At 45.7% G+C, this 25,205-nt stretch carries 22 protein-coding genes and 1 pseudogene; 2 read left to right on the forward strand and 21 right to left on the reverse strand.

What is annotated here, in order from left to right; genetic code table 11:
- Nucleotides 1-133: 133 nt before the first annotated feature.
- The 19 genes and pseudogenes from secF to phhA all read right to left on the reverse strand — a co-directional run bounded on the left by secF (nucleotide 134) and on the right by phhA (nucleotide 19,400).
- Nucleotides 134-1,087 carry a protein translocase subunit SecF gene (gene secF, locus AB4493_RS04900; protein ID WP_017061264.1) on the reverse strand — a complete coding sequence of 318 codons (954 nt, stop codon included), beginning with the start codon at nucleotides 1,085-1,087 and terminating at the stop codon, nucleotides 134-136.
- A 2-nt stretch (nucleotides 1,088-1,089) separates the two neighbouring features.
- Nucleotides 1,090-2,889, reverse strand: coding sequence for a protein translocase subunit SecD (gene secD, locus AB4493_RS04905; RefSeq protein WP_017065097.1), 1,800 nt, complete (start codon nucleotides 2,887-2,889; stop codon nucleotides 1,090-1,092).
- A gap of 173 nt (nucleotides 2,890-3,062) precedes the next feature.
- Nucleotides 3,063-3,527: a hypothetical protein gene (locus tag AB4493_RS04910; RefSeq protein WP_104216091.1), complete on the reverse strand. Its 465-nt coding sequence runs from the start codon at nucleotides 3,525-3,527 to the stop codon at nucleotides 3,063-3,065.
- Between the two features lie 292 nt (nucleotides 3,528-3,819).
- The gene (locus AB4493_RS04915; protein WP_136974005.1) at nucleotides 3,820-6,588 is read right to left on the reverse strand and encodes a pitrilysin family protein; all 2,769 of its coding nucleotides are present in this window, start codon (nucleotides 6,586-6,588) and stop codon (nucleotides 3,820-3,822) included.
- Between the two features lie 239 nt (nucleotides 6,589-6,827).
- On the reverse strand, nucleotides 6,828-7,676 hold the full coding sequence (locus tag AB4493_RS04920; RefSeq protein ID WP_102397969.1) for a LytTR family DNA-binding domain-containing protein: 849 nt from the start codon (nucleotides 7,674-7,676) through the stop codon (nucleotides 6,828-6,830).
- 72 nt (nucleotides 7,677-7,748) lie between these two features.
- Entirely contained in the window at nucleotides 7,749-8,783 is a 1,035-nt protein-coding gene (locus AB4493_RS04925) for a sensor histidine kinase (RefSeq protein WP_372154594.1), read from the reverse strand.
- Nucleotides 8,783-10,075, reverse strand: coding sequence for a hypothetical protein (locus AB4493_RS04930; protein WP_372154595.1), 1,293 nt, complete (start codon nucleotides 10,073-10,075; stop codon nucleotides 8,783-8,785). Before AB4493_RS04930 ends, AB4493_RS04925 begins: the two co-directional genes overlap by 1 nt.
- A 9-nt stretch (nucleotides 10,076-10,084) precedes the next feature.
- Nucleotides 10,085-10,867, reverse strand: coding sequence for an outer membrane lipoprotein-sorting protein (locus AB4493_RS04935; RefSeq protein ID WP_372154596.1), 783 nt, complete (start codon nucleotides 10,865-10,867; stop codon nucleotides 10,085-10,087).
- The gene (locus AB4493_RS04940; RefSeq protein WP_017061256.1) at nucleotides 10,860-12,158 is read right to left on the reverse strand and encodes an ABC transporter permease; all 1,299 of its coding nucleotides are present in this window, start codon (nucleotides 12,156-12,158) and stop codon (nucleotides 10,860-10,862) included. The genes AB4493_RS04935 and AB4493_RS04940 overlap by 8 nt, the downstream gene beginning before the upstream one ends.
- Complete coding sequence (locus AB4493_RS04945) at nucleotides 12,146-12,844, reverse strand: ABC transporter ATP-binding protein (RefSeq protein WP_017061255.1); 699 nt, start codon at nucleotides 12,842-12,844, stop codon at nucleotides 12,146-12,148. Before AB4493_RS04945 ends, AB4493_RS04940 begins: the two co-directional genes overlap by 13 nt.
- A 45-nt stretch (nucleotides 12,845-12,889) precedes the next feature.
- Nucleotides 12,890-13,570 carry a hypothetical protein gene (locus AB4493_RS04950; protein WP_017061254.1) on the reverse strand — a complete coding sequence of 227 codons (681 nt, stop codon included), beginning with the start codon at nucleotides 13,568-13,570 and terminating at the stop codon, nucleotides 12,890-12,892.
- 448 nt (nucleotides 13,571-14,018) lie between these two features.
- A complete protein-coding gene (locus tag AB4493_RS04955; protein ID WP_102428112.1) occupies nucleotides 14,019-14,894 on the reverse strand; it encodes an NAD(P)-dependent oxidoreductase in 876 nt (291 codons plus the stop codon).
- Between the two features lie 12 nt (nucleotides 14,895-14,906).
- A pseudogene (locus AB4493_RS04960) lies at nucleotides 14,907-15,071 on the reverse strand (LysR family transcriptional regulator); the annotation flags it as partial.
- Nucleotides 15,072-15,232: 161 nt separating this feature from the next.
- Entirely contained in the window at nucleotides 15,233-15,949 is a 717-nt protein-coding gene (locus AB4493_RS04965; protein WP_010432326.1) for a YebC/PmpR family DNA-binding transcriptional regulator, read from the reverse strand.
- A 96-nt stretch (nucleotides 15,950-16,045) separates the two neighbouring features.
- Nucleotides 16,046-16,255, reverse strand: coding sequence for a DUF3283 family protein (locus AB4493_RS04970; protein ID WP_004732615.1), 210 nt, complete (start codon nucleotides 16,253-16,255; stop codon nucleotides 16,046-16,048).
- Between the two features lie 250 nt (nucleotides 16,256-16,505).
- Nucleotides 16,506-16,856, reverse strand: coding sequence for a hypothetical protein (locus tag AB4493_RS04975; RefSeq protein ID WP_229647570.1), 351 nt, complete (start codon nucleotides 16,854-16,856; stop codon nucleotides 16,506-16,508).
- 179 nt (nucleotides 16,857-17,035) lie between these two features.
- Complete coding sequence (locus AB4493_RS04980) at nucleotides 17,036-18,136, reverse strand: Fic family protein (RefSeq protein WP_017061249.1); 1,101 nt, start codon at nucleotides 18,134-18,136, stop codon at nucleotides 17,036-17,038.
- A gap of 141 nt (nucleotides 18,137-18,277) precedes the next feature.
- Nucleotides 18,278-18,616, reverse strand: a complete 339-nt coding sequence (locus tag AB4493_RS04985; protein ID WP_017065112.1) for a 4a-hydroxytetrahydrobiopterin dehydratase — start codon at nucleotides 18,614-18,616, stop codon at nucleotides 18,278-18,280.
- Nucleotides 18,606-19,400: a phenylalanine 4-monooxygenase gene (gene phhA, locus AB4493_RS04990; protein WP_372154597.1), complete on the reverse strand. Its 795-nt coding sequence runs from the start codon at nucleotides 19,398-19,400 to the stop codon at nucleotides 18,606-18,608. Before phhA ends, AB4493_RS04985 begins: the two co-directional genes overlap by 11 nt.
- A 199-nt stretch (nucleotides 19,401-19,599) precedes the next feature.
- Between phhA and AB4493_RS04995 the strand changes: the two genes are divergently transcribed.
- Nucleotides 19,600-21,654, forward strand: a complete 2,055-nt coding sequence (locus AB4493_RS04995) for an acetoacetate--CoA ligase (protein ID WP_372154598.1) — start codon at nucleotides 19,600-19,602, stop codon at nucleotides 21,652-21,654.
- 528 nt (nucleotides 21,655-22,182) lie between these two features.
- Nucleotides 22,183-23,112: a carbamate kinase gene (locus tag AB4493_RS05000; protein ID WP_050620231.1), complete on the forward strand. Its 930-nt coding sequence runs from the start codon at nucleotides 22,183-22,185 to the stop codon at nucleotides 23,110-23,112.
- 315 nt (nucleotides 23,113-23,427) lie between these two features.
- Here AB4493_RS05000 and maiA read toward each other — a convergent pair whose 3' ends face one another.
- Entirely contained in the window at nucleotides 23,428-24,117 is a 690-nt protein-coding gene (gene maiA / locus AB4493_RS05005; protein ID WP_372154599.1) for a maleylacetoacetate isomerase, read from the reverse strand.
- Between the two features lie 38 nt (nucleotides 24,118-24,155).
- A complete protein-coding gene (locus AB4493_RS05010; RefSeq protein ID WP_372154600.1) occupies nucleotides 24,156-25,193 on the reverse strand; it encodes a fumarylacetoacetate hydrolase family protein in 1,038 nt (345 codons plus the stop codon).
- Nucleotides 25,194-25,205: the final 12 nt, after the last annotated feature.

A 25,205-nucleotide genomic window follows, 5' to 3' on the forward strand; every position in this document is an offset into this window, starting at 1 on the left:
CATCGTTTTTTGAAATAGGCTCTCTTTTCTGTAACTGTCTGACTCTTATAAAAAATAAAGCCCCTCGTTTTGTTATAAACGAAGGGCTTTGTTGACGTTACTGACTAAGTCGTACTGTTAACCAATAGAGAGCCTAAGGGTACTCACCCTCAACTTCTACCGGCGCTTTCACTTGGTAGTGACAAGGCTGTAGACCAAGTAACTTAGGCAGTGTGATACCTACTGAAACTGAAGACCACGTACCGCTGACAATACCTACAACCAGTGCAATCGCGAAACCTTGCAGCGCAGCGCCACCAAGTAGCCAAAGTGCAGATACGGTGATTAGCGTTGTACCTGAGGTCACCATGGTGCGTGAGAAGGTCGCTTTAACCGATTCGTTAAGCAGGTTGTCAGTGTCACCATTTGGATTACCACGCAGCATCTCACGGACACGGTCGGCAATGATGATCGAGTCATTCAATGAATAACCCAAAATCGCCAACACAGCCGCTAACACAGTCAGGTTGAACTCGAACTGAGTAAAAGCGAACAGACCCAAGATAAGCGTCACGTCATAGATGATCGCGGCAAGGGCGCCGAGTGCTAAACGCCATTCAAAACGTACACTCAGGTACAGCATGATCATTAGGAAACACACCAATACCGCTAAGCCACCTTGGTCAACCATGTCTTGACCAACTTGAGGGCCAACCACGCTGCTGTTAAGCACTTTTACTTGGTCGCTGACAGAAGACAAAGCATCCACTAAGTTTGGCTGTGGAGCGTCTGTCAGTTGGCTATAACGGATTGTCCAGCGATCCTGTTCTGCCATACCAACCACTTGCACGTCTTGTTGGAAAGCTGTATCAAGTTTTGTTTTTAACGCATCTTTGGTGACTTGATCAGAGAGCTGAACCTCGGCAACCACACCACCTGTGAAGTCCAAGCCCCAGTTAAAACCTTTCACCGCCACCAGCATCACAGAGCTCATGAACAGCACAATAGATATCGCAGACATCACCTTACGAAGGCGAGTCATATTCTTATCCGAAATATAGCTATTTGAAAAATAGCGGTCTGAAATAGTCATTTTTGAAGTACTCATGCTTAAATCCTTACATCGTGGCGTTGGTCACGCCCCCAAACCAAATTGATGATCGCTCGTGAAGCAAAAATGCCCGTGAACATACTGGTTAGAAGACCTAAGCCTAGAGTCAGAGCGAAGCCCTGAATCGGTCCATTACCAATGGTGTATAGAGCCACAGCAACGATCATGGTGGTGACGTTAGCATCGAAAATTGACGAGAATGCGCTATCGAAACCACGATCGATAGAGCTAGCAAAGCTGCGCCCTTCTTTCATCTTGTCTCGAATACGCTCGAAGATAAGCACGTTAGTGTCTACCGCCATACCGACGGTCAGTACCAAGCCCGCAATACCCGGCAGAGTTAACACCGCACCCGGTAGCAAGGCAATCAAACCAAACAACGTGGTCATGTTAACCACCAATGCACAGTTCGCGACCCAGCCAAGACGGCGGTACCATAGCGCCATAAACGTTAGAGTAAGACCAAGGCCAAGAGCCAAAGCAGCAAAGCCATTCGTTACGTTTTCAGCACCCAGAGATGGGCCAATGGTACGCTCTTCAATGATGGTAACAGGCGCAGTTAATGAACCTGCACGTAGCAGTAGAGCAAGCTCTTGTGCTTCTGCCATGCTGCCTGCACCTGTGATTCTGAAACGGCTACCCAGTTGAGATTGGATGTTCGCCACACTGATCACTTCACTGGTTTTTTCGCTGTTACCGGCTCTGTCACGGCTGTATTCGCTGTAAACGGTCGCCATTGGCTTGCCGATGTTATGGCGAGAAAACTCAGACATTTTCTTACCACCAGAAGAATCAAGCGTGATGTTTACTTCTGCACTGCCCATTTCACCAATGCCACTGCGTGCATCGATAATGTGTTCACCGCTCAGCACTGCTTTGCGAGCAACCACTACGCGATTACCATCTGAATCTTTCAGAGTTTGAGTATTGCGCGTTGCGTTGTCGTACACAGAGTAGAACGCTAATGAAGCCGTAGCACCAATCACGTCTTTCGCAGCTGCAGGGTCTTGTACACCCGGTAATTCGATACGGATACGGCTTTCACCTTGGCGTTGAATCGATGCCTCAGTGATGCCTAGCTCTTCAATACGGCTGCGCATGATCTGCAGGTTTTGTTGAACCGTTAGATTACGTAGCGTTCTTTGCTCTTCTTCAGACTGAGTTAACGTTAGCGATTTATCTGAACGGTCACGTTGCCATTGTGGGAACTCTTCGCGAATCAGTTTCTGTGCTTTCTCGAAATCGGCATCAGTACGGAAGTTAAACTCAACTTGGTTGTTCACCACTTTACCGCGTGCATAACGCACTTGGCTGGTGATTTCATCGACTACAGATTGCGCTTGTGCGTGGTAAACCGGTTCCATGTCCACTTCTAACAGGAACTGCACACCACCACGTAAATCAAGGCCTAGCTGAATCGGTGCGAAGCCCATGTCAGTCAACCATTTCGGTGCTGCTGGCTCCATCGCTAGCGCAACCGTCGCGTTATCCAATAGGCGCTCATTCAGCACCTCTTTAGCCTTCGCTTGTTGTTCTGCGTCTTCCAAGATCACGACTAAACGTTGGTCTTTTTGAAATGCCGATTTAGCTTGGATGCCTTCGCTCGCAAGGTATTGGGTAATTTGGCTAGCATCGATGGTCTGTTCAGAACGGTTGTTAATTTGAACCGACGCATTCTCGCCATACCAAGAAGGTAAAGCACTCAGAACCATGATGATGATAGTGGCGATAAGCACCACGTATTTCCACTTTGAGTAGTGGTTTATTTGTTTTCTTTGAATGCGTTTTTTCACAGTCAAGATCTCTTCTTTGAACTAATATTTTGCGAACACGAGCAATGGCTAATCGCAACCAGAACAAGCTGATTGAAAGATAGTGATGCTAAAGCTGATGACGCTATGTTTGTTTTGGTTAATTGGCGAGTTCAACGGGCACAATTGACCATCGATACGACCAATTTAGGGTCAAACGATTAGCTAAGAAGTTCTCGGAAATGCGAGTATTGGATGTTGCCCTCTTTCCACCCAGAAAGCCGGGAGGACGGAGAACTCACAATACTGGTCCAGTGCAGCTTGGAATCCAACAACGGCGTGTTGAAGAGCAGGGAAGCCAGTATTGAGGGGGGAGAGAAGTCAATCAGTAGATGATAAGCAGGCTCAAGATCGGCCACGCTTTCTTGCTCGTTACTGAGCATACGTCTGAAGTTTGCTGCTTGAAGGCTTGATTCGGTGTCGTGATAGTTAGAACTGTCACCAGAAGGCACGGTGCCAAACTGAGCCTTATCACACTCTAAATAGCTCGACGGATTATCCGTAGTGGCTTGTTTACAAAGATCGTTCTGTGAAGATTGCTCTTGAGCCGAGTATATTTGAAATGGCTTAGAAGGAAACGAATAGCCGTTAGAATTCACTAAGCCAAAGCTCAGTAAAAACAACATTAAGACTAATCGGGTACCCAGTTTAAGCAATCTAATATCCAAACAACATTCTCGTAGATCGTCAATCTACAATACAAATGAAACGCTGTCTTGATTTAAAACATTTTTTTAGAAAATGATACGATGCAACCGATTAAGCGATCTCAAAATTTAGATTTACATAGATCTAAAACGGCTTAACAACAGGTGAGGCATAGACGTTATGAATGGTGGGAAAACAAGAAAGCCAAGCGGTGCTCGCTTGGCTTTGAGTTGTCTCTTTCTGTTGGTTTCAAGCTTTAGGCTTTAGGCTTTAGGCTTTAGGACGCATGATGTTCTTAACCTTACGGCTATCTTCACCAAAGATGCGTTGGACAAGTTGATTCATGTCTTCCGCAGTAATCGACCTCGCCACTCGCTCAACTTGAGACAAAGCTTCGATATCGTAACCATGAAGTAAATAACGAGACAGATACCATGCTTGGTCAATAGAGCTCGTCTCGAGAGGCGTGAAGTCCGCTTCAAACTGTTTCACGACTGCGTGCATTTCCTTTTCAGAGACGCCTTGTAAAAGGTCTGCAATCACTTTATCGATCGCCACTTCGACTTGGTCAACGTTCTCCGGCGCTACCATCGCCCCGATAACCCACTCACCACTCAGCTCACTATCTGCGGATGATGAATACGTATATGGCGAGTAATCTAAGCTCAACTCTTCACGAATATAGGTATCTAAACGAGTCGCCAGCAAGCGCTGCAGCAAGTCTTCCATGAAAACATCTTTTGCCGACATTTTAACTTCAACGCTAGGCTCAGAGATAACTCGTAGGATGTACTCTGCACTATTCACATTGTTGATCGCTAAATCAATGCGTGATTCAGATGGCTGCTTGTAAGCCACCTTAAATTCAGGAACCTCAGCTTTTTCTAATGGAATCGAAGCCAAGTATTGCTCAACCAAAGGCTTTAATTCACTTGGGTCGATGTCACCCACGATCACCAATTGGTTATGCCTCATTTGACCAAACAATTGCTGATGAAGATTAGCGACGTCTTCCACAGAAACCGCTTCAACACGTTCTTTATCAACAAAGAGGTGGCCACTGTCTTGACGATAGATATTCTGGTTTCTTGCGCGCTCAAACTGACCGACAGGGCTGCTCAAGAAAGATTCTTGACCTTGTACAAACTCCTGTTTCACTGCCTCTAACTGCTCGGGAACAATTTTAGGCGCAGTTATGAAGGTATAAAGCGCAGCAAACGTATCTTTAAGTCCGTCTTTATTGATATTAAATTCAATACCATGACGAGTATTACCAATGAAAGAATCGGCGCTAATATTTTCACGATCAAAGTACGCTAAAAGCTCAGAGCCCGTAAACTCACCGACACCACTTCGAGCGAAGGTAGGTAACGCAACCTCAACAGCTGGGTACAAGCTCGGATCCAAAGCGGCTTTTCCGCCGAGGCTCATGTACATCACCCCAACATCATCACCTGCCTCATAATCACGCAGGTACCACATGTCGATGCCATTGCTTAACGTCCACTTTTGGATGTATGGGTCAATAGACATTTGTTCAGCAAGTACAACCTCGCCTTGCGAGCTAGGTACAGCAAAAGCGCTGGCTGTTCCAATCGCAAGCGGCGCAACTCCCGCCTCGCTATACGTGGCTTTTAAACTATCGAGAGAGTTGATGATCGCGGTTCTGTCTTCGGAGTCATCCATCCCAATAACAATAAAGTAATCATCAGAAAGTAGATTCTTGATGTTGTCGTTAATCACTTCAAGGCTCAAGTTAGCGATGAAAGCTTCCAAGCTTGCTTGATAATCTTTCTGTGATTGGACTATTCGATCATTGACTAACGCACTCACTTTGTAATTCGCGTGTTCAACACTGTCCATTTTATCCCAGTTATGCTCGATGTTATCCAGCAAGTCTTGGTAGTAGTACAGTTCGCCAGCAATATCCGTTTCCGAAACACCAAAATCACGCAATGATGCCAATGTAGAAAGCAGATCTTGTTGGATAACTTCACGGTCTCCAGCCGGAAACCCAACACTTATTGACGAATAGTAAAAAGCGCCCATTCGATAACTATCAGATGCAATCCATTGAGTCGGGAACGCGGCATCATTGAACACCGCTTCTAATCGTCGTTGAATCAATTGCTGAGCGGTTTCATCTAACCTGCGTTGATTCTGCTGAGCATGATTTTCAACTATATTTGAACCGCGGTTAAACGTCAGAGTGATGCTTGGCGCTTCTCTTCCTGCGTACTCAACATAATCATCTTCATTGAATGAGGTCGTTTTCTGTTTCTCTGGTCTCGGCGTATCGCCACGCTCCCAGCTAGAAAACTTTTCTTCAATAAGTGGAATCACAGTTTTGATGTCCACATCACCAGAAACGACCAGCTCAACTATTTGAGGTTGATACCAAGTCTGATAAAAGTTGGTGATGCCTTGAGGAGTAGCATTCACGATCGACGATTTAGTCCCTAATGCATCTTGCGATTCGTACGGGCCGCCTTCAACGAAGTAATCATAATATATATCTCCGAATGACTTATCATCGAGGCGAGCCATACGGAACTCACCAAGAACCACGCCTTTTTCTTTTTCGACTTCTGAACTTGATAGATCCAGGCCATCACCAATGTCACGCATCCACGTCAAAGCAGACTGCAATTGGATGTTATCTGGCAAATCTAACTGGTAGACCGTCTCTTCATAAGAAGTGTAGGCATTAATATCAGCACCAAAGCTAGCGCCTGCGTCTTCGAATAGACGAATCACATCGTTCTGAGAGAAGTTTTTACTGCCATTGAATGCCATGTGTTCCAAGAAGTGCGCGTAGCCTTCTTGTTGAGAAGTCTCTTGAATCGAACCGGCGTGCACGACTAAACGAACAGATACGGATTCTTCATGATCTGGATAAACATGATAAGTAAGGCCATTTTCTAGTTGGCCTGAAGTCCATGCCGGATCCGGCTGGATTGGCGTTTCGGTAGTTTTTGATGTTGAGCTACAGCCAACTAAGGTGAGGCATAGAGCCGTCGCTAAATAATATGTTTTCATAACAACCTCTTAATGTCATTCATCGACAATATACAGATTGAGCTAACGATTATTATTTAATATTGAACCTGATGAGTATCTTTGTGATCTGGATCTTTATTTTATAAATCACCAATCGTTATGTAAGATCGCTGTGCTCATTTAAATAGGCATTTAGATAAGAGCCTATTAAATCGATTTTAGACTCGCTAACTACATCTATTTAAAATCAATAAGCTACATAAATTTCAGCCAGTTCTCTACATACCCTTAAACAACGCTTGCGAGGCACGGCTGATCGGTAGCTTTTCCCCTGACACATACGCCGACATCTGACCTGAGAGCCCTTTCTTCACCTTATCAATGGCTGACACTTTCACCACCACTGAACGGTGGATTTGCCAAAACTCATCAGGATTGAGTTGCGCTATCAACTCTTTTAGTGACACGCGAAGAATATACTCCTCTAGCGATCCCCCTTGACCCTTCTTAAATATAGACACGTACTTGTCTTCTGCTTTGAAGTAAGCGACATCATCGACGGCGATTAGGTGAATGTCTTCCCCTACACTGGCTTTGAGCCATGTGAGATACTTTTTCTCCGATAGATAAGGAGGCTGCGTTTGCTGTGACGTCGACTGGGATAGTTGTTGAAGCTGAGCCATTAACGCCGTGATATCGGGCTGTTCTGGCGTGGTACCTGTTTGTGTTTGATTGCTCGACAGACGCGCTTGCACTTTCTGACATGTGGCCAGTAAACGCTCTTCATTGATTGGCTTAAGCAGGTAGTCCATCGCATTGTGATCAAAAGCTTTGACCGCGTATTCGTCATAAGCCGTGATAAACACAATCAATGGCGGTGAATCTAACTTGTTGAGTTGTTTCGCCAGAGAGATACCATCCAGTTCCGGCATACGAATATCGAGAAAAGCTACGTCGGGCTTAAGCTGCTGAATACTCTGCATCGCCTCCAAACCGTTTTGTGCTTTACTGACGATTTCTAACTCCGGCCAAACCTCAGCAAGGCTCTTGTCTAAGTGGTGCCTTAACAGTGCTTCATCGTCTGCGATTATCGCCGTTACGCTCGGCTGTACTGTTGGGTTGTTCATGGTTAGTCCTTTAAATTCACACTGTAAATCGTCTATTTTGCGTCACTGTTCGGTGTTTTCTGATCTGTAATTCTAGGCGGCTGCCTCAGTCAACGGTAACAAGATCGTCGAGACTACCCCGCCTTCAGCGTGTTCAGTAATCGTTAGGCTCGCCTTATCACCATACAGGGTTTCGATTCTTTGACGAATATTGCTTAACCCAACACCGTGACCCGTATTCGCAGAAGGCGTTTTCAACCCAGCGCCATTATCAGCCACTTCAATTTTTAGCTGCTGTGCTTGTTGAGTAATACGAATATTCACTTGGCCACCAGCGGCTTTGGGCTCGATGCCGTGCGTGAGTGCATTCTCGACCAAAGGTTGAATCAAGAACGGTGGAATCACCTGCAAATCGCTAATCTCGTATGTTTCAATCGAGAACGTTAAGCGCTCACCCAAGCGTATCTTTTGGATATTAAGATAAGCGTCTAACAAGTCGACCTCTTGTGCGATGGTCGATTGTTCAGTGCGGCTGTTTTTCAGAGTTACACGCAATAAGTCAGTCAGTTTTTCGAGCATCAACTTGGCTTTCGCGCTGTCACTCTCAATCAATACATTGATGGTCGCAAGCGTGTTGAACAGGAAGTGCGGCTCAATTTGGCTTTGCAGTTGTTTAAGCTGACTGAGCACCACCACCTTTTCTTGGTCGGCCTGACGACGCTTGGCCACTTCCAATTCATTATCGGCACGTAACTGCTGCTCCCGAGTATAGAAATAGTAATAGCAAACCGAACAGAAGATCACACCGAGCAAGACTACAGATTTAAGGTCCGAGATATTAGCCCCGAAATACCCGTTCAACCAATAGTGTGCGTTCAAGGTACCAAAGGTCATCGCGATCACCATTGAGATACCCACCTCAAGCGTTCGAGATGTCCTCTTAAACAACTTCACCAAGATGAAAGAAGAACCCACGGCGCTGTAGCCAAAGCCAAAACTGATTGCCAGGTTAACCGTTAATCCGCCGCCCCAAATCGTATGGGTTGTAATCGCAATAAGAACACAAAATAGCGTGGTGAACGCGAAACTCTTAATCCATGAAAATCGACTGTTTGAAGAAGTGTCCATTAAAATCGTCCTTTGATATTTAAGAGAATCATATGACTATCGGGTAAACTGGCGTAAGCAGAATCACTTTTACCACCTAGAAAGCGTGCAGCAAGTTCCAAATCCAACGATGAATTGCCATTATCTAAAGCCTGATAATTGAGCCACTGAGTCGCAATAAAACCGCCATCTTGAGGAGACAACATGACATCGAATGTTGGCGTGATATCTTCAAGCCAGCCATGTGTCGAATCCAGAGACCAATGAAACATGATGTTGTGTTGAACCAAATTGGCGTGCTGATAACCTTGAGCATAAGAACCTACCAACGAAGATGTCATCGGATTAACCGACAAAGACTCTGCACTTTCTATCGCGCTTTGCCACTCAGAATGACTCCAAGCACGGCTATCAAACCAGTATTCCAGCATCACATTATGGCCCGTGTCATTGGCCCATGTTAATCCTGCTAACGCTTGATAAGCCTCGCCCTGCTCTTCAAGATAAACCGGTTTAAGCATTGAATCCGGCTGACTGTAGCCAAGGCTTTGTCGCTGATAAACCACCGAGCCATGAAACTCCCAAGCGAGATTCAACACCGACACTAAACTCGCCCCAAGTAAGCCATGGCGTACATCGTCGTAATAAGCGACCCACTGATATTCGTGGTCGCCAACCAGATTGTAACGACGTATCCCAAAGCCTTGTTGCTGATTCTGCTTTTCGAATTCATTTACGTCTTGGGAAGTCCATGACGAATCGCTGTAAAGCAGTGTCCATTCGCCCGTCATATCGAACAGTGACGCTGAAGCCACACCGGCGCCCTCTTCTGCGACAATGCCAACAGGGTTTTGTCGGTAAGGCTTGATAATGTCTAACGGTCGGTAGCCATAACCAACACCCCAATCTAGGCGAACCTTACCGAGTGTCACATCAAGGTAGTGATCACCGAACGCTGAATTAGACAGTTCAACACCACCTTGCCAAAACAGCTCGCGCGCAATGAATTCCGATTCAAAGCTCGCGTCTTGGTCTTGAGGAGTATTAGTCAAAATATCATTGGCTTTCACGGCAAACAGGCCAAGCCAATTGCCATATCCAACTTCAAGATCCAACAAACCATTGAGTGACTGACGATTATCAGATGCAAAAGGGCTAAATGGCGACTCTCGCGATTCAACGGCTTCAGCACTCAGTTGCCAGTCCCACGCTAGGCTCAGATCGTCCGCTTGAGTCGTGTTACTCACACAAGACAATGCAAGAAAGCTAGCGATTAAAGGCTTAATGTGGAATCGACGACTAGAAGCTTTCATGGCACCCACCTAAAGCCCAGACACGCTATTACGTGATAAGTAAGCAGGGTTGTAGTATTTGTCCGCTAAAGCTTGTTCGCTTACCTCGCGGTACTCAATCACGGTTTTCTTACTTGGTTGAATCTTATCGAGCAAAGTCATCGAAACTACACTTGGCAAGCCATCTCGCACGCCTTCAGTAAACCAAGCTTGCTTGGCTAACTTACCTGAACGCAGATACAGATCCGCTTTAACAGGAAACGCTCGGTCTGCCGTTAACCACAGATCAATCGATTGATAGCTGGCACCCTTGGTTTTCGCCGTTAGCTTTAGATGATAAGTATCGAGTGTCTCGCCAGTCGACCTCTCAACCTGTTGCTCGGCAACCCACTTACCTTGGTAATCTTCGCTCCAAGTGAGCGTCGAAATGTCCCCTACCGAAGCTTCACCCAAGAGTTTCTGCATTGGTGTGATTCGGATAGGTCGGCGCGATTTCGGCATCAGTAACCAATAGTTGTCCTCTATCATCAGCATCTTTTGACCCGCCTCGACCGCCGACTTGAACACGACCAGCGACTCTCGGTTTGGTCTTGTGTAGACGTTGTATTCGCGGGTTTTGTCTAGTTGCTCGTCTTGATATAGCGCGACCAGAGAAACCACTTTAGACGCCTGTTCGCTGTTCAAGCGATAGCTATCCGACTTGGCGATCATCTCTGTGACTTGTTGTGAATCGACTGCCCAGCTTGGTGTCGATGCTAGAACCAAAACCAATACAGAACCTAAAACAGTGAGTGAACGAGTAAATTTATACATAAACCAGCGCCTCCGTGATTGGCTTATTCACGCCTTTGCGAGCAGAAAAATAAGCAGCTAGCAAACATATCGTCAACACACCTAAAGTGGCGTAACCAACTAATTCCAATGAGAAGTAAATGTTGAGTGGGTAACCCTCGGTTCTGCCGGGAGGTGGTGGCATTTGGATATCCACCACCAGCAATAACACCGACACGAAGCCACTCACTAACGCGCCGATCGCGCTGCCAATCACAGCCAACAATCCCGCCTCTTTTAAGAAACCTGCGACGATTTCAGACGGGTAACTGCCTAGTGCCGACAAGGTGCCAATTTCACGAGTACGCTCGGTCACCGACATGGTCATGGTGTTAAACAACGACACAAACACTACCAATGCCATCACCGCGCCCATGATGCCGAAGATACGGTCGTAAAGATCTTTCACCTTGGTGTAGAAGAACGCGCGATCTTGCCACGGGGTGATCTCGATCTCTGTGCCTTGATCGCTTTGGCTCGCACTATTTCGATCTAAAGCTGTTTGGATACGCTGTTGAACGGTCGAGGTCTTGCTTGTCTCAAATAAGAACACCGACAAGGTACTGACTTTGTCTGAAGCCAAAAGCTCTTGAGCGGTGGTGATATGAACGTAAAGCTGACGCTTATCCAGCTCAGGCACTCCTGTCGAGTAAATACCCTGCACCTTAAAATCAAAAGCGTTCAATGCGCCGTCACTGGTAGTCGCGAGCAGTGTCACCCAATCACCAACCGCAACTTTGAGGTTGCGAGCAAGGTCAGTTCCCAGCATCACTTGTGGCTCTTGGCTGTCGTATCTGGGAGATTTCACATCTGAGAGAGTTTGACCACTGCGCACATCAAGGAATGGACCTTTCATGTCGAACTCACGCTCATTAACACCCGTTCCCATAAAGATGGTCGACTTGCTGCCGTTAGAAACCAAGCCGCTAAAATAGACCCTAGGCTGCACACCACGCACGTCGCTGTCGCCAATAATGCTCTTGGTTAGGGCTTGAACATTGTCTAGACCATTGCTCAGCGGCATGTCTTCATCTTGCTCAAAATATCCCGGCGTACTCAAAGTAAGATGACCAGTATCGCGCGCGGTCGATTCACGCAGAGATTCATAGGTATAAAGCCCATAACCTCCAGCCGAGGTCAGCGCAAATACGGCAATTGCGATGATCAATACCGAAAGCAGACTACGGCGACCGTTTCTCAATAAATTAAGCCACGCCAAACGCACCGAGGTAGGAAGCAAAAAAGTGCTCATTCTTTGTGTTAACTTGCCCATGAGATTGCCTCCATTGCTGTGGCTTGTAGTGCCAGTTGACCATCGATAAGTTCAATGACTCGGTCACAACGCTGCGCCATTCTTGGGTCATGCGTTGCGACAATAAAGGTGGTGCCCATTTCATGGCCGAGCTCTTTCATAATGTCGATCACAAGGTTGGCGGTGTGACTGTCTAAGCTAGCGGTCGGCTCATCGGCAATGACTAAGCTTGGGTTGTGGATTAGCGCTCTGGCTATCGCGACACGTTGCTGCTGGCCGCCTGAAAGATTGTCTGGGCGATGATGTACATATTCGCCTAGCCCAACACGCTCCAACATCTCTTGTGCTCTGGTCTGCTGTTCTTGTTTCGAACATTGGTTCAACATCAATGGGTAGGCCACGTTCTCAAGTGCCGTCATCACTGGAACCAGATTGAAGCGCTGAAATACAAAACCCAGTGACCCGCGACGAAAACGCGCAGCGGCAATTTGCTCAGTCGGATACGCTTTACCATCAATGTTTATCTCGCCTTGATAGTCCATATCCAACAAACCAAGAATGTTCAACAGCGTGCTTTTCCCTGACCCAGAAGGGCCACACAACGCCACCATTTCACCGCGTTGGATGTGTCCATCGACCCCGCTTAATGCATCAACACGTTGACCGCCAGTCACATACGCTTTGCCGATACCTTTAAATTCAATCATTTCATTGTCCTCTGATTACCCATCATTCTTTAGCGTTCGCTGCTGTTACTTTGCTTTCGCTATTAGGGCCTTCGCAGTCATAGTTTCGATATTGCCAGCATCGGCGGTTTCCATTTGTTCTAGCCACACCTGTGCTTGCTCGAAGTCTTCAGCACGAATCGAAGCGGTAATTGCGTAGCGATAAATCCATGAAGTTGCAGAGAAGTGCTGTTGCTGAAAGTCCTCTTCAGTGAGTAACGAAAGGAACAGGTCATAACCGCGATCAAAGTGATTAAACATGTCTGGTAGAGAGGTGTAAGTCACCGCAGCCATAGCGCGAGTTAGGTACGAATCTGGTAGCCCTTGAACACGAGGTTGCTCATGAATCGGTTGGTCTTCGTCTTTAAGCAGAACCAGTGATTTATCGATGGTCGATAAACCCTTTTCCACATACTTCATCTTATTCCAAGGTAAGAACGCATCACGCCCCATTAAGGTTTCTGTGCTTCCTAAGTAGACCAAGGTCAGTGGCGTCGCACCGTCTTGTTGCAGCGTGTCATTCAGGCGCTCGTAAGCCACCTCAACCAAATCTTCATTGCCTTGCGCCGCTTGGTTGTAAATATCAAGCACGTCTGAACTCGGGTTCGCTAAAGCTAACGACGGAGCAAACGAAACAAGCGCAATCAGTAATGAACGCTTAAACAAAGAAGTGGTAGAGCCTGAATTTAATGAGTGTGAAGTAGTCATGATTTCTAATCCCTTTCAAATGTTGACGTTGAAAGGTTAACTAGAATTTGTCGTGCAGTTTTACCAATGCGACGAATGGTAATTATAAGGAGTGAATGGTTGAGAGGCGGTGTGAGTGGGGTCTCAACCTTATAGGAACTAGATGAACACTATTCGCATAATTAGCCATAGTTACCTCCCCCTCAATCTGGGTTCATCAATATCTCTAGATCTTTAGCAGAGGGGGAGAACTTTCTTTAGCACTGAACATATATCGACACTTTTAACGATCGATGTTCTATTCCTCCCCTCTCCACGATCAGCAAGGGATCTACATATGAATCAAGGGGAGGCTAGGAGGGGATTTATTTTGGATTAACGCACTCGGCAGAGCTCAAACCAAAAAAATAGCCGCTAATCCGCGGCTATTTTTAGTTATCTAAACGAAGTTCCTATTACTTCGATCTTTCTACTTCTTTGTCTCTTCAACCACGGCTTTCATCAATACTGATGTATCCATGCGGCCTTGTCCTTCGGCAGACAGTGCCTTGTAGGCGTTGTTGGTCTTTTCAGTCAGTGGAAGCTGGATGCCTTGGCGCTCAGCTTCATCTAGACAGAAACCTAAGTCTTTGATCATCCAATCAATTGCAAAGCCAAAATCGAACTTGTCTTGTGCCATTGTGGTAGCACGGTTTTCCATCTGCCATGAGCCAGCAGCGCCGTTTTTAAGGCAATCAACCAGAGTTGGGATATCCAAACCTGATTTTTCAGCAAGCACTAAGCCTTCAGATAAGCCATTCAACACTCCTGCAATGCAGATCTGGTTAACCATTTTCGCGCGTTGGCCTTGGCCGACTTTACCCATAAGAACTGACGACTTACCGTAAGCTTCGAACACAGGTTGAAGGTCGTTGAAAAGCGCTTGTTCGCCACCACACATGATGGTTAGCACGCCATTTTCTGCGCCCGCTTGGCCACCAGATACAGGTGCATCCATAAAGCGAATACCGGCTTGCTTCGCTGCCACTTCAAGCTCTTCAGACAGAACTGCAGACGTTGTAGTGTGATCGACAAGAATCGCGTTTGGCTTCATCGCTGCCAATGCGCCTGTTTCGCTGGTTGTCATGCTGCGTACGTCGTCATCGTTACCCACACAAACCAATACCACGTCAGCTTCCGCTACACACTCAGCCACAGATTCAGCCGCTTTACCTTGGTGTTTATCAGCCCAGCCTAGCGCTTTGCTGTGAGTGCGGTTAAATACCGTTACTTCAAAACCGGCTTTGACTAGATGGCCTGCCATTGGGAAACCCATAACGCCTAGCCCGATAAAACTTACTTTCATTTCTTTCTCCTTTTATTTGACCAAACCATCGCTATGAAAAGATCGAACACTCTCAATCAATGCATCAATAAGCAGGGTCAAAGCCTTTGGCTGATATTTTCTTTCTTTGTACACTAAATACGCTTGGCGATCACCCCGATGATACTCAGGGAGTACTTAAATCAGATTCATGTCGGGATAAGACGAACAATATAATGAAGTTCAGCGATAAATCGCGACCAGAGAACGCTTTGTCAGCCGTACATTATGGAACGATGATCAAGGAAAATCAGGTATAACGTTCATAAAAAAACCGAGCACTAGGCTCGGTTTTTTAATAACTGTTGTTACTGTAAAGATTACAGCTCAGCGTTGTGGTAAACCTGCTGAACGTCATCACAGTCGTCAAGCATGTCTAAGAACTTCTGGAATTTCTCAGAATCTTCTTCAGCTACTGGCGTAGTTGTTTGAGGAACGAAAGTGATTTCCTCAACGTCTAGCGTTAGCTCTGGGAACGCAGTGTTTAGTGCAGTCTTCGTTTTGAAGAACTCAGTCGTTGGAGCGAATACAGTGATAACACCGTCTTCTAGCTCAACGTCAGTCACGTCTACGTCTTCCATCATAAGCGTTTCTAGGATGATCTCGTCATCTTCGCCTTTGAACTGGAATACAGCTTGGTGAGCGAACATGTGAGACACAGTACCTTCAACACCGATTTTCGCGCCAGTCTTAACGAAACATTGGCGAACGTCTTGGAAAGTACGGTTGCCGTTGTCAGTTAGACAGTCAACGATTACGCTTGTGCCACCTGGGCCAAAACCTTCGTAGCGAGCTGGTTGGAAGTCTTCACCGCCGCCGCCGTTCGCTTTATCGATCGCTTTTTCGATAACGTGTGCTGGTACTTGGTCTTTCTTCGCTTTAGCAATCAGGTGCTTAAGAGGTAGGTTCATGTCTGGGTCAGAGCTGCCGTTCTTAGCCAGTACGTAAATCTCTTTACCGTATTTAGAATAAACTTTAATTTTTGCGCCTGCAGTTTTCGCCATTGAGGCCTTGCGCACTTCAAAACTTCTTCCCATCGGGATCTTCTCTCTGATTCAATTAACGGTGCAAATTCTAGCAAATTACTGTGTCATTTCAATTCTACAGCACTGCTGGGCAAGGTTTGTCTGCGTTTATGCGACACCCATTACCCGTTTGTATTTTTCTACAGACTGATCAAACCAAGCCTTTTCTTCTGGGTCACCTAGCTTCATTGCTTCTTCAACAATGGCTTCAGGGCCACATTTCGCTTGCTTCAGTTTCCATACAAGAAACGATGCTTGCTTATCCAGTTCGATTTTATTTTTCTCGCTGGGTGGAAGGAGTGAAAGGTTGATAGACATTATTAGCCTTCGTCTGTAATACACTTGGCCGAGAAATATATCATAGAGCAGCCTCATAAAACCAATACTATGAGCAATAGTGGGGGTTGTAGGACGAGAAAGCAGCAAGTCGCTGATGCAGGTCAAGCTAGTTTGGGAAAGTGCGTTTGGCTAAAGAGCCGTTACAAGATAAAAAGTAGAGGGGTAAATGTTATCTTTGTATGGCCAATGCTGCTGCATTTCGAGAAAAGCAGCAGCATAACTAACACGCTTACTCTATATTAGTAAAAGCTTGGCAAGGGAGGTCTAAAGGAACTTCAAAAGTGACTCTATGAGCAATGTTTGATTCATCTAAGTTTTTAATACCGCCTCCGATAGAGAAAACTGATAATTTGGCTTTTGCGCTAGCATCAACATCAGTGCTTTCTTTTACTTGGATTGCTATATCAAATTTAATAGTTTGCTTTGGTGGCTTTTCAGGGTGTACATCAAAACCAACATCAATAAACGTTGCATGAGGATTAACAGTGCCACCTAACGAAGAAACCTCTTGAGCAGCATCATTCACGCCTTTTACTATCTGTACTAACGTCTCTTTAATATACTCATCTAACTGCATCATTTAACTCGATTCATCACGCTTATCAAAGTATCATAATACCAATATAGAACTGCAGTTGCATAACATTATTCTTTTGAGATTTATGAGTTTTTGATACTCTAAATTGAAAGCAGAGCAGGGGGATGTGGTCGCTAATAGCTAGGTCAAACTTACCCTGAGATACATCAAAGGCATAGACCCTACTTCGGCAACAGATAGCGGGTGCTTCGTCCGCCAGAACCAGATTTAACTAAGCAGCCATGCTCAATCAAAGCGTTCAAATGACGTGTTGCTGTGGCACTACTCACCTTTGCTACTTTCTGATATTGGCTGGCATTGATACCTTCTGAAAAATCACCATCGAGCATCCTATTCAGCACTTTTACTTGCTCTGCTGTAAGCTTGGTTTGGTCGATGCTGCGCCAATAGTTGGTCTTATATACAGTTTGGTCGACCTCAGCGAAAACCCCTGTAAACGTCTCGTCTAACGTATCTAAGAACCACATCAACCATTCGCTAATATCGAGTCCCCCTTTCTGGGTTCGCTCCAATATCTCGTAGTAATGCTTGCGGTTAGCGAGAATTCCCACCGACATCGCATAGAAGCGTACCGACTGCTGCTCGGCCTGTGCTAATGCCAAGTCGGTCAACAATCGAGTAATACGACCATTACCATCATCTAACGGGTGTAAGGTGATAAACCAAAGGTGAGTGATTGCGGCTCGCAATAGAGGATCGAGTGTGGCGTCGGTAAGTGAATCATTAAACCATTTGATAAATGTATCTAGCTCAGCATCAAGAATGTCTCGGCTAGGCGCTTCAAAGTGCACGGTTGGGCGGTCAATTCTTCCTGATACCACTTGCATCGGAGCGTCACCTCGTAGCTGACCTCCAACTACAGGGTTAAACATGGTGTAGCCTTGAGGAAACAGTCTATCGTGCCAATGTAAGATCCTATCAAGCGCTAGTGGCTCTGTTAGGTTCTGCACCGCATCCAACATAATTTCAGCTAAACCATCGGTTTGTTCTGTCGTAGGAAAAGGTCGCTCTTCACTCACGCCAAGTTTGTTGGCTAAAGAAGAACGAACAGAGAAGGCATTCAGCTTTTCTCCCTCAATCGCACTGGAATGGACTATGTTCGCTAATAAGGTGTCGAGCATGGTTTGGGATTGATCTGCCGACTGTGAGGTAATCTTGCCCAATAGAATGCCCTGATTAAGCCGTACTTCTCTTAACCTCACGCCTATTTTCTGATTATCCCAAACAAAGTTTGGCCAATTATCTTGCTGCCAAATCCACATATTACACCCCATGATGCGAAAGTATCACTTATTCAACTCATACTATGAGCTGTTTAAGGCAATTATTCAACTCACATTATGAGCCGAATAATGAGTTAATCGCATCACAGAGGTTGCAAGAGTAACTCCTAACCTACAAAACTATTCACTCACCGCGAACACATCGCAGCGTGAGGCGCAGATGAAGTCATTTTTGTGCAGGCCTTTGATTGAGTGGCTCCACCAAGTGACGGTGACTTTGCCCCACTCCAATAAGATCGAAGGATGGTGGAACTCTTCTTCTGCCAGTTCTGACACTATGTTGCTGAATGCCCATGCTTGCTTGTAGTTCTTAAACTTGAACACCTTCTCAAGCTGCGGGATGCCGTCTCTTTCGATGATCTGCCAGTCTGACAACTCCAACAGTAAAGATTGTTGTTCATCTTCACTTAGGGCAATCGCGTCGATACTGCAGGCTTCGCATTTTTGTTCATTCAACATGTGTTGGTTCCTTGGGTTCAAAAAGTGGTGGTAGTAACCCCGCATCGATGGCGAGATCAGCTTGCTGTAATAGGTTTTCCTGACTGATTTTAAAGAGCTCAGATAGCTCGTCGATCACGTAATATTTCGGCTGCATGATGTCGATACGATAAGGCGTTCTTAAAACCGTTTGCAGATCGAACCGCTCGCGAACGGCCAAATCCCCTCCCAACGCATACATAGTTTCCGCTGGAGACGAAAGAATGCCACCGCCATAGATTTTCAGTTGTTGGCCTTCTTTTACTAAACCGAACTCAACCGTAAACCAATACAAACGGGCAAGATAAGCGCGCTGTTTAGATGTGGCGGCTTGGCCTAGTTTTCCATAATGCTCAGTGAAAGCCGCGAAATCGGCATTAGTGAGCATGGCACAATGGCCGAAAATTTCATGAAAGAAATCAGGTTCTTGTAAGTAATCGAACTCGCCTCGCGTTCTCAGAAATGTCGCAACTGGGAATTTCTTATTGGCGAGCAAATCAAAGAATCGGTCGAAATCGATCAATGCAGGCACAGGCTGAACTTGCCAACCGGTTGTTTCCATTAGCACTTTATTTATCTCTGGCAGCTGGGGAACTCTGTCTAATGGTAGATCCAGCAAGGTCAAACCGTGCAAATAAGCATCGCATGCGCGGTCACTAATGACGTCCAGTTGCCTTTTCACCAAGTCGTGCCAAATGGCATCTTCTTCGAGGCTCCACTCAACCCATCCCTCTTGGCTCACGGGCTTAGAATGATATTGAGTCATTACACACCTCCTTTCGAATGTCTCACTTTAAGCCTATCTCCACTCCTTATAAGCGCCAATTTGCGCGATTTTTCGAAACAAGCGATCGTGTAACATTTTATTTACACAATTCCACCAAGCGCTTATTTTGCTGAACTTTTGACTTTGTAAAACCTAAATACCAGACTGAAAACGTTAACTTTTTGTTAAAGGTAAAGGAATGCACGAAAGCAATAAGCCCATTTGGCAGCCAAGCGAGCAGCGTATCGCCAATGCCAACTTAACCCGATTCATCGATAGCCTTGAACAGTCTTGGTTAAACCTAGATAGGGACGTAAAAAACTATGCCGAACTCCACCAATGGTCTGTAGTTCAGCCGGAATCGTTTTGGCAAAACGTGTGGCAGTTTTGTGGAGTAGTCGGCTCACAAGACTCTATTAACAAGGCAGAAAGCGAGACCATCAAAGCTCAAGGTGGGAGCCGCTGGCAGCAGCCTAAATCGAACCGTGATGCGGTTTGGTTTCCCAATGCACAAGTAAACTACGCCGAGAACTTGCTGCGTTTGGCACACACCATGCCTGATGAGCTTGCGATTTGGTTTGAGAATGAACGTGGCGAACAACAGAGTTATACATGGGAAACCCTGTGTGAAGCTGTCTCTAGTGTTCAGCAATGGCTTGTCGATAGCGGAGTGAAACAAGGTGATATAGTTGCTGCGTATACTCCCTATCTGCCACAAACCGTGATAGCCATGCTAGCCGCCACCAGCTTAGGCGCGATTTGGACATCGACCTCGCCTGATTTTGGAGTAGAGAGTGTGATTGAGCGATTCGGACAGGTGAAACCTAAGGTGCTGTTCACCTGTGACGGTTACACCTTCAATGGCAAAACGTTCGATATGGCGGGCAAGAACCGTGAAATCATCGAACACTTAAACGAATTAAAACAGGTGTGTGAGATCGGTTATTTGAAACCGAGTAATGACTTAGAGAAGAGCGATTTAGAGAAGAACGAATTAAAGAAAAACAAAGTTAAACATGATGTGTCACCCCAAAGTTGGCACAGCATCATTCATCACTATCAGCCACAACCTGTGCGATTTGTGCGTGTCGGCTTCAATGAACCACTGTTTGTGCTCTACTCTTCCGGTACGACAGGCAAGCCCAAGTGCATTGTTCACTCAGTTGGTGGCACCACCATCAACCACCTTAAAGAGCATCAGCTTCATTGCGATATTAAGCCAAACGATCGCGTGTTCTATTACACCACTTGTGGTTGGATGATGTGGAACTGGCACGTCTCTGCGCTCGCTAGCGGCACTTGTTTGGTTATCTTTGATGGTAGCCCGGTTTACCCGCAACCCAATGTGCTGTGGGACTTGGCACAACGCGCCGACGTGTCGTTGTTTGGTACCTCTGCCAAGTATCTAGAAGCGATCGAGAAGGCAGAGCTCTCACCTATCGACAGCCATTCTCTGCCTCAATTAAGAACACTGTGCTCAACGGGTTCTGTGCTTTACCCTGAGCAATTCGATTATGTCTACAAGCACATCAAACAAGATCTGCATTTAGCGTCGATTTCTGGCGGCACGGATATTTGTGGCTGCTTTGTTTTGGGTAACCCAATCTCGCCTGTGTATCGCGGTGAGTGCCAACAGGCCGGGCTCGGCGTCGACATCAAGGTGTTCAATTCGTCTGGTCAAAAGGTCGATCACGAACGTGGCGAATTAGTATGCACCAACTCCCTACCCAACTTCCCCGCTGGCTTTTGGAATGACACCGGAGAGCGCTATCACAGCACCTATTGGGATAGGTTCGACAATGTGTGGCATCACGGTGATGAAGTCGCACAGAGCGAACATGGCGGCTACCTGTTCTACGGGCGAGGCGACACCACACTCAACCCCGGTGGCGTGCGAATTGGTACGGCCGAAATCTATCAGCAAGTGAACACCATTGACGGCATCATCGATTCGATAGCAGTCGGTAAAAACATCGACCGCAATGAACAGGTATGGCTGTTTGTTCAGCTGCAGCAAGGTGTGAGTTTAGATGAAAAGTTACTGACAGCCATCAAAAGCAAACTCAAATCCTCTTGTTCGCCAAGACACGTGCCAAGCCAGATATTTGCGATCAGCGATGTGCCAAAAACACGATCTGGCAAACTGGTGGAGTTGGCTGTGAAACAGGTGATCAATGGCAAAAATGTAGAAAACCTCGGGGCTATCGCTAACGCAGAGGTCTTGGAAGAGATAAAACGCGCTGTTTCGCTTTAACGTAGAGCCTTAGAAAGTGGCTAACTATCTCCAATTTTCACTTGGCTGTCAGATAACATCTGGAGTAAAGGCAGCCGATTGAAAACCGAATCTAAACTACTATTTAAGCTCGTGAATCCTCGCTTCAGTATGGCCCCGTACCTTATCTAAAACTCTTAATGCGATCTGCTCATCATATTTGAAACAAAAATAGACAATTAATCATTTTATAGCTTGAGATAATATTCACTAAAGGCGAATCATTTATACAAAAAAAGAGTCCACCGCTGGATTGTATCCAAGCTTATGGATATTTAATCGAATTGTAATAATTCCCACTTCCACAGCTCCATCTCTAGTAAAATGATAATTTGATAGCTATCACATTTAGAACTGTTATTTTCACATACTATCTCGGCATGTTAATTACTTAAGAGTAATTAAAAAATCTAATCATTGTTATTAATAAGCTTGAATTTAATTAGAAACAAGCAGTTAATCTCTACTTAAAATAAATAAAATCATTATTAAATGATCGGAGACATTATCATGCGAATAGTATTAGCTTTAGGCGGTAACGCTCTTTTAGCAAGAGGCCAAGCATTAACGGCTGAGAATCAACGTGAAAATATAATCAAATCAGCAGCGAGTATTGCCGCGATCGCACGCGAGCATGAGATTGTTATCGTTCATGGTAATGGCCCACAAGTAGGTTTATTGATGGAACAAAACGCGGCTTATAACGAATATTCGCCAGAGACGACCCCGTACCCAATGGATGTACTAGGCTCTCAAACCTGTGGCATGGTGGGCTACATGTTACAACAAGAGCTAAGAAACATTGACCCTGAATTAGACGTAGCTACTCTAGTCACGCAAACTGAAGTATGCAAAAAAGACCCTGCGTTTGCTAACCCGACTAAATTTGTTGGCCCTGTATATACGGAGCAACGAGCTAAAGAGTTGATGGCTCAAAGCACAATGCAGTTTAAAGCTGATGGCGAGTACTACCGTCGCGTTGTGCCTTCTCCTATGCCAAAAAACATTGTTGAAATTCAGCAGATTGAAACTCTTCTAGATACAGAAAACCTTGTTATCGCTTGTGGCGGCGGCGGTGTTCCCGTGAGTATTGAACAGGGTAAGAGTACTGGTGTAGAGTGCGTAATTGACAAAGATCTTACAGCTGAATTACTGGCTGAAAAAATCCATGCCGACTTATTTATTATCTTAACCGATGGCTCGATTTTCCGTAACTATGGTAAAGAAGACCAAGCAGAAATGAAGCAAGCAACGCCTGCTGGTTTAGCTGAATTTTCATTCCCTGCAGGTTCTATGGGGCCAAAAATTGATGCCGTTTGTAAATTCGTTGAAGCTGGATTGGGTAATGCGGCGATTGGTTCATTATTTGATTTAGATAAAATAATTACCAATGAAGCTGGTACTCTGATTACGAAAGGTGAAGGTATTGTTTATTACTAATATTCTCGAATGATAATCACCACCAATATAAAAACCTTTGATTAAAGCCTCTTATTTAATAACGAGGCTTTTTCTTATAAACATATTAGTGCTAAACGGGATAAATATTCATACACTTACTGAATTTCATATATTTAATTAACATTATAAAAACGAGTTTTGTGCTCCACATTTGGCAGTTTTGAGTACTAAAAGAATAACTTTCCATACCTGTATTTATTCAATAATAGCTAATATTTAATTTTGGAAACCGCTTCTTTCAAGAAACGGTTTTGGTAGTGTAAGGGACGAGTATTTTCGTTTACATCAGTTATTCTACATGGGCTCATTTGCATCTCCTTGGTTCTCTGGTATCGCCTCAATAAAAGCGGGTAACTGGTTACACGCTTCGACAATCGAGTTAATCAGCGGATAAGGCGACATATCAACGCCAAAGCGCAGCGCATTATACACCTGTGGCACCAAGCAAATATCGACAATGCATGGTGAATCGGTGAGGCTATAAACTGAATCAGCGTATGTTTGACGATGCTTAGAAAGCTTCTCTTCTAATGCCGAAAAACCTTGGCTCATCCAATAGTGAAGCCAGTCTATTTTCGCCTCTTGCTCACACGACAACTCTCGCTCCAAATACTGCAACACACGAAGGTTATTGAGAGGGTGAATTTCTATCGCAATATCCTGCGCCATTGCCAACGCTTGATAGCGCAATGGTGTTTGCTCGGGAATCAACAAGGAGTCTGGGCTGCTCTCACATAAATATCTTTCATCCAAGTATTGCAAAATAGTCAGCGACTGATTGAGTTTAACTTCACCATCCACCAGCACAGGCACTAACTCACTGGCGTTGAGCTCACGATATTGTGGATCATGCTGCTCGCCGCCATTACGCACCAAATGCACCGATTTAGACTCATAGTCGAGTTGCTTTAGGTTCAATCCAATACGCACCCGATAGGCGGCCGAAGAGCGCCAATAACCGTAAAGTGTCATGTTCTGATTCATACAATGATCTCGCTCGAGCTGAATCTTTATAATATGGGTTATAACGCTCGATATTGGCTAACTTTTTGGTCAATCGCACCAAAAATGGAATCACCCGCCGTATCAAACATCTCTAGGCGAATCGAGTCGCCAAACGACATGAATTGAGTCGATGGTTTACCATCTCGAATCGTCTCGATCATGCGTACTTCAGCAATGCAGGAATAGCCTACGCCGCCCTCGGCAATTGAGGTGCCGTGGTCAGTGCCTTGCTTATTCGATACCGTGCCTGAACCTATGATCGCGCCTGCCGATAATGGTCGAGTTTTCGCTGCATGCACAACTAGTTCGGCAAAATTGAAAGTCATATCGACGCCCGCATTCGGACAACCAAAAGGTTGGTCGTTGTAGGTCGATATCAACGGTAAATGCACCTTGCTGCCTTTCCATTGTTCACCAAGCTCATCGGGCGTAACAGCAACCGGAGAGAACGCTGAAGAGGGCTTGGATTGGAAGAAACCAAAGCCCTTAGCGAGCTCAGCCGGAATCAAACCACGCAGCGACACATCATTCACTAACATTAGCAGACGAATCGAATCATGCGCTTGCTTGGCGCTGGCTCCCATTGGCACATCTCCGGTGACAACCGCAACTTCACCCTCGAAATCGATACCCCATTCGTCACTGGCAAATTCAATGTTGTCACGTGGCCCAATAAAGGCATCTGAGCCGCCTTGATACATAAGCGGGTCAACCCAGAAGCTTTCTGGCATTTCACCACCACGAGCCTTACGCACCAGCTCAACGTGGTTTACATACGCACTGCCATCTGCCCATTGATAAGCGCGTGGCAGAGGCGATTCACAATATTGAGGCGCAAACACTTCACTGCCCGTCACATGCCCGTTGTTTAACGAGGTGTATAACTCTTCTAACTGAGGCGCAACGCTTTCCCAATTATCCAAAGCGACTTGCATGGTTGGCGCCAGATGCATCGCGTGGAAGATTTCGGTGGCAGGTACACACTGTTTAAGGTCTCTACTCACGACCATCAATAGGCCATCGCGAGTACCATTTTTCTTGGTTGCTAATTTCATCCTTGTTGCCCC

Source organism: Vibrio sp. 10N.222.55.A1, assembly GCF_041473835.1.
Lineage (GTDB): Bacteria > Pseudomonadota > Gammaproteobacteria > Enterobacterales > Vibrionaceae > Vibrio > Vibrio crassostreae_C.

Excerpts from the sequence above, each read along its gene's own strand:
- secF (WP_017061264.1), bottom strand. The coding sequence starts at position 1,087 with ATGAGTACTTCAAAAATGACTATTTCAGACCGCTATTTTTCAAATAGC.
- AB4493_RS04910 (WP_104216091.1), bottom strand. The coding sequence starts at position 3,527 with ATGTTGTTTTTACTGAGCTTTGGCTTAGTGAATTCTAACGGCTATTCG.
- AB4493_RS04915 (WP_136974005.1), bottom strand. The coding sequence starts at position 6,588 with ATGAAAACATATTATTTAGCGACGGCTCTATGCCTCACCTTAGTTGGC.
- AB4493_RS04920 (WP_102397969.1), bottom strand. The coding sequence starts at position 7,676 with ATGAACAACCCAACAGTACAGCCGAGCGTAACGGCGATAATCGCAGAC.
- AB4493_RS04925 (WP_372154594.1), bottom strand. The coding sequence starts at position 8,783 with ATGGACACTTCTTCAAACAGTCGATTTTCATGGATTAAGAGTTTCGCG.
- AB4493_RS04930 (WP_372154595.1), bottom strand. The coding sequence starts at position 10,075 with ATGAAAGCTTCTAGTCGTCGATTCCACATTAAGCCTTTAATCGCTAGC.
- AB4493_RS04935 (WP_372154596.1), bottom strand. The coding sequence starts at position 10,867 with ATGTATAAATTTACTCGTTCACTCACTGTTTTAGGTTCTGTATTGGTT.
- AB4493_RS04940 (WP_017061256.1), bottom strand. The coding sequence starts at position 12,158 with ATGGGCAAGTTAACACAAAGAATGAGCACTTTTTTGCTTCCTACCTCG.
- AB4493_RS04945 (WP_017061255.1), bottom strand. The coding sequence starts at position 12,844 with ATGATTGAATTTAAAGGTATCGGCAAAGCGTATGTGACTGGCGGTCAA.
- AB4493_RS04950 (WP_017061254.1), bottom strand. The coding sequence starts at position 13,570 with ATGACTACTTCACACTCATTAAATTCAGGCTCTACCACTTCTTTGTTT.
- AB4493_RS04955 (WP_102428112.1), bottom strand. The coding sequence starts at position 14,894 with ATGAAAGTAAGTTTTATCGGGCTAGGCGTTATGGGTTTCCCAATGGCA.
- AB4493_RS04965 (WP_010432326.1), bottom strand. The coding sequence starts at position 15,949 with ATGGGAAGAAGTTTTGAAGTGCGCAAGGCCTCAATGGCGAAAACTGCA.
- AB4493_RS04970 (WP_004732615.1), bottom strand. The coding sequence starts at position 16,255 with ATGTCTATCAACCTTTCACTCCTTCCACCCAGCGAGAAAAATAAAATC.
- AB4493_RS04975 (WP_229647570.1), bottom strand. The coding sequence starts at position 16,856 with ATGATGCAGTTAGATGAGTATATTAAAGAGACGTTAGTACAGATAGTA.
- AB4493_RS04980 (WP_017061249.1), bottom strand. The coding sequence starts at position 18,136 with ATGTGGATTTGGCAGCAAGATAATTGGCCAAACTTTGTTTGGGATAAT.
- AB4493_RS04985 (WP_017065112.1), bottom strand. The coding sequence starts at position 18,616 with ATGTTGAATGAACAAAAATGCGAAGCCTGCAGTATCGACGCGATTGCC.
- phhA (WP_372154597.1), bottom strand. The coding sequence starts at position 19,400 with ATGACTCAATATCATTCTAAGCCCGTGAGCCAAGAGGGATGGGTTGAG.
- AB4493_RS04995 (WP_372154598.1), top strand. The coding sequence starts at position 19,600 with ATGCACGAAAGCAATAAGCCCATTTGGCAGCCAAGCGAGCAGCGTATC.
- AB4493_RS05000 (WP_050620231.1), top strand. The coding sequence starts at position 22,183 with ATGCGAATAGTATTAGCTTTAGGCGGTAACGCTCTTTTAGCAAGAGGC.
- maiA (WP_372154599.1), bottom strand. The coding sequence starts at position 24,117 with ATGAATCAGAACATGACACTTTACGGTTATTGGCGCTCTTCGGCCGCC.
- AB4493_RS05010 (WP_372154600.1), bottom strand. The coding sequence starts at position 25,193 with ATGAAATTAGCAACCAAGAAAAATGGTACTCGCGATGGCCTATTGATG.